This window comes from Micromonospora maritima (genome assembly GCF_902825405.1).
Lineage (GTDB): Bacteria > Actinomycetota > Actinomycetes > Mycobacteriales > Micromonosporaceae > Micromonospora > Micromonospora maritima.
On the sequence record NZ_CADEAU010000171.1, the window covers coordinates 1 to 10286 of the forward strand.

A 10286-nucleotide genomic window follows, 5' to 3' on the forward strand; every position below is an offset into this window, starting at 1 on the left:
CCCGGCCGGCCGCCCACCCCGACGATCACCGGTACGCCGGTCGCGACCGCCCGCCGGACCACCCGCGCGCGGGTGGCGTCGTCCAGGAAGGGGCCGCGACCGGTGTGGGCGAGCACCGCCAGGGCGTCGGCGCCGTCGGCGGCCAGGCCGCACAGGTAGGTGTCGAGGACCGCGTCGTCGACCGTGCCGTCCCGGTCGGTCGGGGTGGCGGCGGCCGCGACGAGCGCCCACCGCAGCCGGTCGCGCAGCGCGGCGGCGGCCGGGGCGATCACGCGGTCACCGCCGCCCGGACGGCGCGGGCGATCTCGTCGACGTGGTCGTCGGTGTAGCGCTCGTTCCAGTCGATCACCAGAAGCGTCTGGTCGATCAGGCGCTCCGCGACCGGGCAGGTGCCCGGCCCGTACGCGGGCTCGCGGTCGGCGGGCGGGACGGTGAGCGGGAAACGGGAGCTGCCGTAGACCGGCGCGTCGGTGAGGGCGGGCGCGTGGTGCAACGGCTGGTCGAGGTAACCGGCGCGGGCCGGGATCCCGGCTGCGGTGAGCGTCGCGGCGACCCGGTCGTTGGTCAGGGGCGGGTCCAGCACGATCGGGAAGAGCCACCAGGCGTGCGCGTCGACGTCGGCGGGCAGGCGTACGCCGGGCAGGTCGGCGAGGGCGGCGTGCAGCCGGGCGGCGGTGCGGCGGCGGTCGGCGAGCACACCGGGCAACTTGGCGAGCTGGGCGCGGGCGACGGCCCCGGCCAGTTCGGTCATCCGGTAGTTCAGGCCGAGTCCGACGTGCCGGCGGGCCTCGTCACGCGGCCAGCCCTTGTCGGCGAAGAGCCGCATCCGCCGGGCCAGCGCCGCATCCTCGGTGATCGCCAGGCCACCGTCGCCGCAGGTGATGTGCTTCCACTGCTGGAGGCTGAAGCAGCCGATCGCGCCGGCCGTCCCGACGAGCCGGCCGTCGGGGTAGCGGGCGAGCCAGGCCTGGGCGCAGTCCTCGATCAGCGGCACGCCGGCGGCCTCGGCCACCGCCCGGAGGTCGACGGCGGCGCCGAACAGGTGCACCGCGAGGATGGCCTTGGTCCGCGGCCCGATCGCGGCGGCGACGGAGGCGGGGTCGAGGTTGCCGGTGTCCGCATCGACGTCGGCGAACACCGGCACGGCGTTCTGCGCCAGGATCGGTGCGACGGTGCCGAAGTCGCTGATCGGGGAGGTGATGATCTCGTCGCCCGGGTCGGGGGCGACGGCGGCGACGGCGCAGTGCAGGGCCGCCGTCCCCGAGCTGGTGGCCACGGCGTGCGAGACTCCATGCCGGTCGGCCATCTCGCGTTCGAGGGCCCGGACCTCGGTGCCCCAGACGGAGCTGAGCATCCCCGAGCGGAGCACCCCGGCGAGGGCGTCCAGCTCCTCGGCGCCGAGGGTCCGGCCACCGGCATCGGCCATGCTGGGAAAAGACACGTACCCTCCTGGCTTCCAGAAATACCGGGCCTGACCGTAATCTTGGGCCTCGAGACATGCAACCCTTCGACCGGAAGGCAGCGCGTGACCATCGAGATAGGGGTCGTCGGACCGCACGACCTCGTCGACGACGTGGCGGCCATCTGCGAGGAGCAGCCCGGCGTCACCGCCCGACGGCTGCACTACGACCACGAGTCCCAGACCCCGGCGCTGGTGGAGGCCCACCGCACACAGGTCGAGGCGTGGCTGTTCACCGGCGTGGTGCCGTACACCCTGGCCCGCGAGGCGAACATGCTGACCCGACCGGCCGCCTTCGTCGACTACACCGGCGCGACCCTGCTCCAGGCCGCTGTCCGGCTGCTGCGCGACGGCCACGACGTCACCCGGATCTCGATCGACACGATCACCGGGGCCGACGTCGCGACCACGTTCACCGAGGCCGGCCTGCCGGTCGACCGCGTCCGCACCCTGCCGTACCGGGGAAGTCTCAGCTCCGACGACGTGGTGGCCTTCCACCGGCGGCAGCACGCCGCCGGCGCGCAGGTGGCGGTGACCTGCATCAGCTCCGTCCACGAGGTGCTGCGTCACGAGATGCCGGTGTTCCGGCTGGCCCCGTCGATCCACTCGGTGCGTACGGCGCTGCGCCAGGTGCTGCTGGCGGCCAACAGCCAGGCCCAGGAGGACGCCCAGATCGCTCTCGGCCTGGCCAGCCTCCCCGGCGGCGACGACGGGCTGCTCAAGGAGGTCGCGGCGCTCGGCGGGACGCTGGCCCGGTTCGCCCCCGACACGTACTTGATCGTCACCACCCGCGGGCCGCTGCACGACGCGACAGGCGGCTTCACCGCGCTGCCGATGCTGCGTCGTCTGGCCGACCGGCACGGCGCCGTGCAGATCGGCTTCGGGTTGGGGCGCAGCGCCGCGGAGGCGGAGAACCTGGCGCGCCGGGCGTTGAGCCGGGCCCGGCGGGTCGGGTCGACGACCGCGGTGCTGTCACTGCGCGGCGAGACCGACATCGTGCTGGAGTCCACCACGCCGACCCCGCCGCCGGCGGAGGCGAACCTGGCGGTCATCGCCCAGCGGGTCGGCCTGTCGGTACCCACCCTGCTGCGCCTGCGCGAGGTTCGCGCCGCGGCCGGCGACGAGCCGCTGACCAGCCGCGAGGTCGCCGAGCAGTTGCACATCCAGCAGCGCACCGCCCGGCGGATGCTGCACCGCCTGGAACTGGCCGGCCTGGCCGAACGGCTGGGCAACCTCGCCTCGGGCAGCAGCGGCCGCCCGTTGACCCTCTACCGCCTCACCGTCTGACCCTGCGCCCGGTCCGTGCCCCCGTGACACGGACCGGGCCCGCGAGGTCAGGCCAGCCACTCGTCGAGGTGCTCGGCGACGAACGTGTCGTCGCGCAGGTGGGGGTAGGCGGCGTACACGCGGTCCAGTTCGGCGAGTTGGCCCGGGGAGAGTTCCTCGGCCGGGTCCAGGCACCACCGGCCGGCGAGCAGGCCCTGGCGGCGCAGCACCTCGTGGATGCCGGGAATGCAGCCGTGGTAGCCGTTGGCGGCGTCGAAGACCGCGGCGTTCGCGTCGGTCAGGTGACCGTCGAGGGTGAGCAGCCGGCGCAGCGCGACGTCGTCGCCGCCGCGTGCCCGGCGGGCGTCCTCCAGCAGACCCACGGCGGTACGCGCCCACACCGCCCACTGGCCCAGCAGGCCGCCGACGAACTCCACCTCGACCGGTCGGCCGTCCACGGTGATCCGGTGCGGTGCCACCAGGTCGGCGAGGATGTGGTCGTCGTTGCCGGTGTAGAGGGCGAGGTCGCCGACCCGGCCGGCGGCGGCGACGCCGTGCAGCACGTCCAGGGTGCGGTAGCGGTCGAACGGCGCGACCTTGATCCCCACCACCGAATCGAGCGCGGCGAGCCGGGCCCAGAAGTCGCGGGACAGGTGCCGACCGCCGACCGCCGGCTGGAGGTAGAAGCCGATCACCGGCAGCACCTCGCCGACCGCCCGGGCCCGCTCGACGAGGGCGTCCTCGTCCAGCGGCGCGTACGGCGACAGCAGCACCAGGTGGTAGCCGAGCGAGGCGGCCAGTTCGGCCTCCCGGACCGCCTGCGCGGTGTCGCCGCAGACGCCGGCGACCAGGATCGCGTCCGTGCCGGCGGCGGTCTCGGCGGCCAACTCCAGCACCGGGGCGAGCAGTCCGACCGCCGGGTCGTGGATGGCGAACTGGGTGGTGTGCACGCCGACGGCGATGCCACCGGCGCCGGAGGCGAGGTAGTAGCGGCTCAACGCCCGCTGCCGGCGCTCGTCGAGCCGCCGGTCGGCGTCGAGGGCGAGCGGGTGGGCGGGGATGACGCAGCCCCGCCGGAACCGGGCCAGGGCCGTGGTCTGTCGGGTGTCCGGTGCGGTCAACACGGTCTCTCCTAGAAGTTGCCGTCGCGGCGCTGGAATCCGGTCGGCTTGCCGAGCAGGGGAAGTCCGCCGCCGACCCAGTCCGCCGTCAGGTCGATCAGCTCGGCGACCGGCACGTCCGGGTAGCCGAACAGCCGGTGGCAGAGCTGCGCGTTGGACAGCAGCGCGGTCGGCGCCTCGGTGCCGGTGAAGCGCGCCTCCCGCCCGAGCCGGTCGGCGAGCGCGGTGGCGACCTGACGGACCGAGACCAGCTCCGGACCCGTCAGGTTCAACACGAACGGCGGTGTCCGTGCGTGGTGCAGGGCGCGCAGGGTCACCTCGTTGGCGTAGCCCTGCCAGACGATGTTGGCGTGCCCCATCGTCAGGTCGACGGGTTGGTCGGCCAGGACCGCGGAGGCGACGTCGACGAGGACGCCGTAGCGCATCTCGACGGCGTAGTTGAGCCGGATCAGCGCCAGTGGGGTGCCGTGGCGCTCCGAGAAGTGGGTGAGCACGCGTTCGCGGCCCAGGCAGGACATGGCGTACTCACCGACCGGCTGCACCGGGGTCGCCTCGACGCAGCCGCCGGAGGTCACCGGCACCAGCGGGTAGACGTTGCCGGTGCTCAGCGCGACGATCCGGGCGTCGGCGAAGCGCTGCGCCACACGGCCGGGCAGGTAGGCGTTCGTCGCCCAGGTGGCGTGTTCCCGGCCGCTGGTGCCGAACTTCGCGCCGACCAGGAAGACCACGTTCGGCGCGTCGGGCAGGGCGGCCAGGGCGGCGTCGTCGGTGATGTCGGCCTCGACGACCACCGCGCCCTCGTCCCGCAGCGCGTCGGCCAGGCCGGGCTCGGAGAAGCGGGACACCGCGATCACCCGGGCGCCGGTGCCCGCCTCGGCGACGCCGCGCAGCGCCAGCCGGACCAGGCTCGGCCCCAGCTTGCCGCCGGCGCCGAGGATCAGCAGGTCCCCGTCGAGCTTGCGCAGGTCGTCCACCAGGACGCCACGCGGCCGGGCCAGGCGCTCCTCCAGATCCGCCACGGTACGCATGCCACCACACCCCTTCCGGATTAACGGTCATGACCGTAACTTCCGGCTCAGGGGGCGTCAAGGTGTCGGGGGCGCGGGATCCGCGCCCCCGGTCAGGCCAGGGCGCGGGCCGAGGTGAGAATCTCCAGCACCGCCCGGGTCTGCGCCCACGACACCGGGCTCGGCGCGCCGCGCACCATGTCCAGGAACGCGTCGACGGTCGCGCGGTAGCCGAGTTCGTCCGCCCCGCCGCGCAGCACCACCCGCCGTTCGCCGGCGGCGGTGTACACGGTCACCTCGTACGCCTCGCCCTGGCTGACCCCGAGCACCTCGACCGTGCCGGGCACGCCGTCGTCCCACTGGACCGCCAGCAGGCCGGTGTCCTCGGAGCGCAGGCCCCGATGCCGGCGCACGGTCGCGGCGGCCCCGACCAGCCGGACCGCCGGCCCGAGCAGCGCCACCAGAAGCTCGACGCCGTGCAGGCCCATCATGACCAGCGTGCCGCCGCCGACGGTCGGCTCGTCCTGCCAGGGGTTGTACCCGGTGGCCCAGAGGCCGACGTCGTGCCGGACGGTGGCCCGGACGGCGAGCACCTCCTCGCGCGGCACGTCGAAGGCGGCGAACGCCGGGGCGAACCGCAGCACGGACGAGGTCAGCACCAGCTCGGGCGCGCGGGTCACCACCGACTCCAGCCGGCCGAGCTGGTCCCGGGTGGCGGCGGCGGGCTTGTTGACGAAGCAGGGCAGCTTCCGGTCGAGGATCCGCGCCAGCGCTTCCGGCACCCCGGAGGTCGGCACGGTGAGCACCACCCCGTCCGGGGCGGTGGCCAGCAGCGCGCCCAGGTCCGGCACCACCACCGCGTCGGGCTGCTCGGCCCGGAACCGGTCCAGCCGCTCGGGATCCGGCTCCCACACCACCAGTTCGGTCGCCGTGTCGGCGCGCAACGTCCGGGCGTCGGTGTACGGGTGGCTGGTGGCGAGTCCGGCGAGGGCGATGCGCATGACCGCAGAGGCTACTTCTCCCCCGGGCCGCCCGCGACGCAGGTCAGCCGGTGGTGTCGAGCAGGTCGACGGTCACCTCGTGGCGCAGCGGTTCGCCCCGCAGGAACCGGTCGACCTCGTCGCACACGATCGCGGCGGCCCGCCGCCGCGACTGCACCGTGCCGGCCGACTCGTGCGGCGTCACCAGCACGTTCGGCAGGGCACGGATCGGGTGGTCGACGGGCAGCGGTTCGGCGTCGAAGACGTCCAGGGCGGCGTCGAGCCGACCGGTGCGCAACTCCGCCAGCAACGCGGCCTCGTCCACCAGTGCCGCCCGTGCGGTGTTGACCAGGAGGGCGCCGGCGGGCATCAGCGCCAGCTCCCGCGCGGAGATCATCCGAGTCGTCTCCGGCAGCACCGGAGCGTGCAGCGAGACCACCAGCGACCGGGCGAGCAGGTCGTCCAGGCCCACCCGCTCGACAACGAGCGCGGCGGCGTCGGCGTCGCACAGGTACGGATCGGCGACCAGCACCCGCGCGCCGAGCGCCCGGACCAACCCGATGTAGGCCCGGCCGGTGCGCGAGGCGCCGACCACTCCGACGGTGGCACCGCGCAGCTCCCGCCGCGGCGGCGCCGCCTTGGCCGTCGCCCAGTCGACGCCGGTACGCAGCGCGTGGTCGAAGCGGTGCAGCCGGTGCAGCAGCGCCAGGGTCAGCGCGAGCGCCTGCTCCCCGACCGCGTACGCCATCGCGTCGCCGGCCTGGGTGACGCGTACGCCCCGGGCGAAGCTCTCCGGGGTGACGAACGGTTTCACGCTGGCCCCGGTGTGCGCGAGCAGCCGCAGCCGGGGCGCGGCGGCGAGCACCCGGGCGGTCAGCGGTGCGGTGCCCCAGCCGCTGACCACCACGTCGGCGTCGGCCAGCAGCCGGGCCAGCGCCGTCTCGTCACCCACGTCGTCCTCGGCGGGCAGCCGCACCTCACCGAGGCGGCGCAGCGCCGCCCAGGCGTCGGCGTCGAAGAAGAGGGTGCGGACCTGCGGGGTCACCGCCACCGCGACGACCGGCGCGCTCACCCCTTGATGCCCGTGGTCGCGACGCCCTCCTGGAAGTAACGCTGGCCGATCAGGTACGCCGTGAAGATCGGCACGAACGCCACCACGGATCCGGCGAGCAGCATGTTCAGCGCCACGTTCTCCTGTTGCAGGGAGGCGATGCCGGTGGTCAGGGTCCGCATGTCGAGGCTCTGGCCGACGATGAGCGGCCAGAGGAAGTCGTTCCAGTGCCAGAGGAAGACGAAGACGCCGAGGGTGGCCAGGATCGGCTTGATCAGCGGTAGCACGATCGACACGTACACCCGCCACTCGGAGCAGCCGTCCAGTCGGGCCGCCTCGAACAGCGAGTCGGGCAGCGACGCGATGAACTGTCGCATCAGGAAGACGGCCTGGGCGTTGGCCAGGGTGGGCACGATCATGCCCCAGTACGTGTCCACCCCGCCCAGCTCGGAGATGATGATGAAGGTCGGGATCATCGTGACGTGGTAGGGCACCATCAACATCGCCAGGAACGACCAGAACATCGCCTCCTTGCCGGGGAAACGCTTCTTGGCGAACGCGTACCCGGCCATCGAGGCGAACAGCAGCACCCCGACGACGGACACGACCGAGTAGACGACGGTGTTCCACATCCAGCGCAGCACGCTCTTCGCGCCGATCACCTGGTCGTATGCCTCGGTGGAGAACGGCCAGGGCAGCAGGCTGTCCGGGAAGGTCACCGGCCCGGTCGGCTTGAACGACAGCACGACCATCGCGTAGAAGGGGAACAGCGTGATCGCGGCGCCGACCAGCAGCAGCGCGGTGCGGGTGGCCAGCCACCCCCGACCGGCCCGGCCGACCCGGTAGGGCCGCCGCCGGCGGGTGGGCGCGGCCGCCGGCGCGGCCACCGGGGCGGCGGGCACGATGGTGTCGGTCATTCTTCCCTCCCGAGGGTCAGCCGCTGGATGAGCGCCACGACGATGGTCATCACGAACAGCGCCACCCCGATGGCACTGGCGTAGCCCAGGTCGAAGTACTTGAAGCCCTGGTCGTACAGCAGGTACACCAGGCTGTAGCTGGCCCGCACCGGTCCACCGCCGGTCATCACGTAGATCATGTCGAAGACCTGGACCGCGACGGTGGTCTCGATGACGGCCACGAAGAACAGCGCGGGCCGAAGTTGCGGCAGCGTGACGTAGCGGAAGCGTTGCCAGGCCGAGGCGCCGTCGGTGAGCGCCGCCTCCTCCAGCTCGGCGGGGATCTCCTGCAGCCGCGCCAGCAGGATGAGCATCCCGTAGCCGAACCGGGACCAGACGGCGACCAGCACGAGCGCGGGCACGACCAGCACGCTGTCGGCCAGCCACGACTGCTGCGGCAGCCCCAGCGCGCCCATCGCCCGCGACCACGGCCCCCCGTCGGCGAAGACCCAGCTGAACACCACGCCGGCGAGCACCAGACTGGTCACGACGGGCAGGAAGAAGACCGACCGGAACACCTTCGCGCCGCGGAAGGCCCGGCGGGTCAGCAGCGCCGTGCCCAGCGACGCCAGCATCGACATCGGTACGGACAGCGCGGTGAAGACGACGGTCACCCGCAGGGCCGACCAGAACGTGGGGTCGTCGGCCAGCCGACGGAAGTTGTCGACCCCGACGAAGCCGGTGTCGCCGCCGATCGTGTAGTCGGTGAAGCCGAGCACCACTCCGGCGATCGCCGGGCCGAAGCGGAACAGGGCGAACAACACCAGGAACGGCAGGACGAACAGCAGCGCCGTCCCCGCCTCCCGGGCCGACGGACCGCGGACGCGCCGTCGGCGGATTGTCGGTAGGGCAACCATCTGACAACCTTTCCGGCGGCTCGCGGCGGACGGGAGCCGTCCACCGCGAGCCACGTCCGAACTAGCCGAGCAGGGGGTCGGCGGCCTTGGCCGCGTCGTCGAGCGCCTGCTCGACCGACTTCTTGCCGAGCAGGGCGGCCTGGATCTCCGGGGCGAGGACACCCTGGACGTCACGGGCCTTCTCGTTCAGCGGGCCGACGGTGCTGTTGGCGACCTGCTTCTCCTGCTCGCCCAGGACCGGGTCGTCGGCGTAGAGCGCACCGACGGACTTCTTGGCGGAGAAGAAGCTCGCGGCGACGTCGTACTTCTTGGCGTTCTCGGCGTCGGAGGCGAAGGCGATCCACTTGCCGGCCGCCTTCTTGTCGTCGGAGTTGCGCAACATGGACAGCGAGCCGACGGTGCCGTAGCCGATCTGCTTCGTCTCGGTGAAGTGGGGCAGCGCCTTGATGTTCTCCTTGCCCCAGAACTTCTCGATCTCCGCCGGCAGGACGTGCCAGACGCAGCCGACCTTGTTCTGCGCGATGCGGGTCTGCTCGATGGGCGGGAGCGTGGTGAGCAGGCTCTTGTCGACGTGTCCACCGTCGACGAGCTGCTTGGCGAAGGCCAGCGCCTTGCGGCCCTCGGGCCCGTTGAAGGCCACCGACGTGCCGTCGGGGCTGAACACGTCGCCACCGGCCTGCCAGAGCAACGGGTAGAAGGTCTGGTTGAGGGTGTTCTTGACGTCGCCCGCGTACGCGGTCACGTCGTATCCCTTGGCCTTGAAGGTCGGGGCCATGGCGAGCAGTTCGCTCCAGTTGGCCGGGTAGGTGCTCTGGCCCACCGCGGCGAAGACCTTCTTGTTGCAGATCGGCGTGACCGCGCTGGTCAGCAGGGGCGCGCCCATCATCTTGCCGTCGATGGTGACCGACTCGACGACGTTGGGCAGGTAGTCGGCCCTGGCCTCGTCGGAGAGGTAGCCGTCGACCGGCTCGATGTTGCGGGCGTACTTGGGCAGCTGGTCGGGGATGAGGTAGACGACGTCCGGTCCCTTGTTGCCGGCGATCGCCGTGGCCAGTGCCTGGTCCCGGTTGGCCCACGGGAAGATCTCGGTCTTGATCTCGATGTCCGGGTTGGCCGCCTGGAACGCCTTGGCGGTCTCGTCCCAGTACGCGCGGTGCTTCGCCTCGTCGAAGATCACCGGGTAGATCCACATCGTCACGGTCTTCTTGCCGGAGTCACCGGAGTCGGAACCACCACAGCCCGTGGCCGCGAGCGCGGCGACGAGCGCCACCGCCACGGCCGACAGGCTCTTGCGAACACGCATCTCGCATCCTTCCGGGGGAGGTCAGGTGGGCAGTACAGTAACTTACGGTCCGGGCCGATACTAGAGCCGAATTGGATCGAGGTTGCATCGTCACTGCTCGTGCGCTCGGCCGTACAGATCGGACCATGCCCTTAATAGTCAGGAACACCGATGAGCGGTGCCCACCGCGATCGGGGCGGGCCGGCACGGCGGCATCGACGCCGGTCGCGCCCGGTGACGCCCGACCGGCCCCGCGTCGCCGTACCGCGAGCGGAACACCCGCCCGCCGGAGCTGGTCGGCGACAGC

At 72.6% G+C, this 10286-nt stretch carries 10 protein-coding genes; 1 reads left to right on the forward strand and 9 read right to left on the reverse strand.

Annotation, left to right across the window (positions count from 1 at the left end; genetic code table 11):
• Positions 1-272: dihydrodipicolinate synthase family protein (locus HUW36_RS16685; protein ID WP_174529021.1), on the reverse strand; the 272-nt coding region annotated here is incomplete at its 3' end.
• A complete protein-coding gene (locus HUW36_RS16690; protein WP_217428825.1) occupies positions 269-1441 on the reverse strand; it encodes a DegT/DnrJ/EryC1/StrS family aminotransferase in 1173 nt (390 codons plus the stop codon). The genes HUW36_RS16685 and HUW36_RS16690, both read right to left, overlap by 4 nt.
• Positions 1442-1525: 84 nt before the next feature.
• On the opposite strand from HUW36_RS16690, the gene HUW36_RS16695 reads away from it, so the two are divergent.
• On the forward strand, positions 1526-2746 hold the full coding sequence (locus HUW36_RS16695; RefSeq protein ID WP_174529022.1) for a response regulator: 1221 nt from the start codon (positions 1526-1528) through the stop codon (positions 2744-2746).
• 47 nt (positions 2747-2793) lie between these two features.
• On the opposite strand, the gene HUW36_RS16700 is transcribed toward HUW36_RS16695, so the two are convergent.
• The 7 genes from HUW36_RS16700 to HUW36_RS16730 all read right to left on the reverse strand — a co-directional run bounded on the left by HUW36_RS16700 (position 2794) and on the right by HUW36_RS16730 (position 10000).
• Complete coding sequence (locus HUW36_RS16700; RefSeq protein ID WP_217428826.1) at positions 2794-3849, reverse strand: dihydrodipicolinate synthase family protein; 1056 nt, start codon at positions 3847-3849, stop codon at positions 2794-2796.
• Positions 3850-3857: 8 nt separating this feature from the next.
• Positions 3858-4874 (reverse strand): NAD-dependent epimerase/dehydratase family protein, encoded by a 1017-nt coding sequence (locus tag HUW36_RS16705; protein ID WP_174529023.1) that lies wholly within the window; start codon positions 4872-4874, stop codon positions 3858-3860.
• Positions 4875-4966: 92 nt separating this feature from the next.
• A complete protein-coding gene (locus HUW36_RS16710) occupies positions 4967-5854 on the reverse strand; it encodes a Gfo/Idh/MocA family protein (protein ID WP_174529024.1) in 888 nt (295 codons plus the stop codon).
• Positions 5855-5897: 43 nt separating this feature from the next.
• Positions 5898-6905 (reverse strand): hydroxyacid dehydrogenase, encoded by a 1008-nt coding sequence (locus HUW36_RS16715; RefSeq protein ID WP_174529025.1) that lies wholly within the window; start codon positions 6903-6905, stop codon positions 5898-5900.
• A complete protein-coding gene (locus tag HUW36_RS16720) occupies positions 6902-7801 on the reverse strand; it encodes a carbohydrate ABC transporter permease (RefSeq protein WP_174529026.1) in 900 nt (299 codons plus the stop codon). Before HUW36_RS16720 ends, HUW36_RS16715 begins: the two co-directional genes overlap by 4 nt.
• Positions 7798-8697 (reverse strand): carbohydrate ABC transporter permease, encoded by a 900-nt coding sequence (locus HUW36_RS16725; protein WP_174529027.1) that lies wholly within the window; start codon positions 8695-8697, stop codon positions 7798-7800. The genes HUW36_RS16720 and HUW36_RS16725 overlap by 4 nt, the downstream gene beginning before the upstream one ends.
• Before the next feature lie 61 nt (positions 8698-8758).
• Complete coding sequence (locus HUW36_RS16730; protein ID WP_174529028.1) at positions 8759-10000, reverse strand: ABC transporter substrate-binding protein; 1242 nt, start codon at positions 9998-10000, stop codon at positions 8759-8761.
• Positions 10001-10286: the final 286 nt, after the last annotated feature.

Bases quoted from the DNA above. Each gene is read 5' to 3' on its own strand.
- HUW36_RS16705 (WP_174529023.1), bottom strand. From the start codon at position 4,874: ATGCGTACCGTGGCGGATCTGGAGGAGCGCCTGGCCCGGCCGCGTGGC.
- HUW36_RS16710 (WP_174529024.1), bottom strand. From the start codon at position 5,854: ATGCGCATCGCCCTCGCCGGACTCGCCACCAGCCACCCGTACACCGAC.
- HUW36_RS16720 (WP_174529026.1), bottom strand. From the start codon at position 7,801: ATGACCGACACCATCGTGCCCGCCGCCCCGGTGGCCGCGCCGGCGGCC.
- HUW36_RS16725 (WP_174529027.1), bottom strand. From the start codon at position 8,697: ATGGTTGCCCTACCGACAATCCGCCGACGGCGCGTCCGCGGTCCGTCG.
- HUW36_RS16730 (WP_174529028.1), bottom strand. From the start codon at position 10,000: ATGCGTGTTCGCAAGAGCCTGTCGGCCGTGGCGGTGGCGCTCGTCGCC.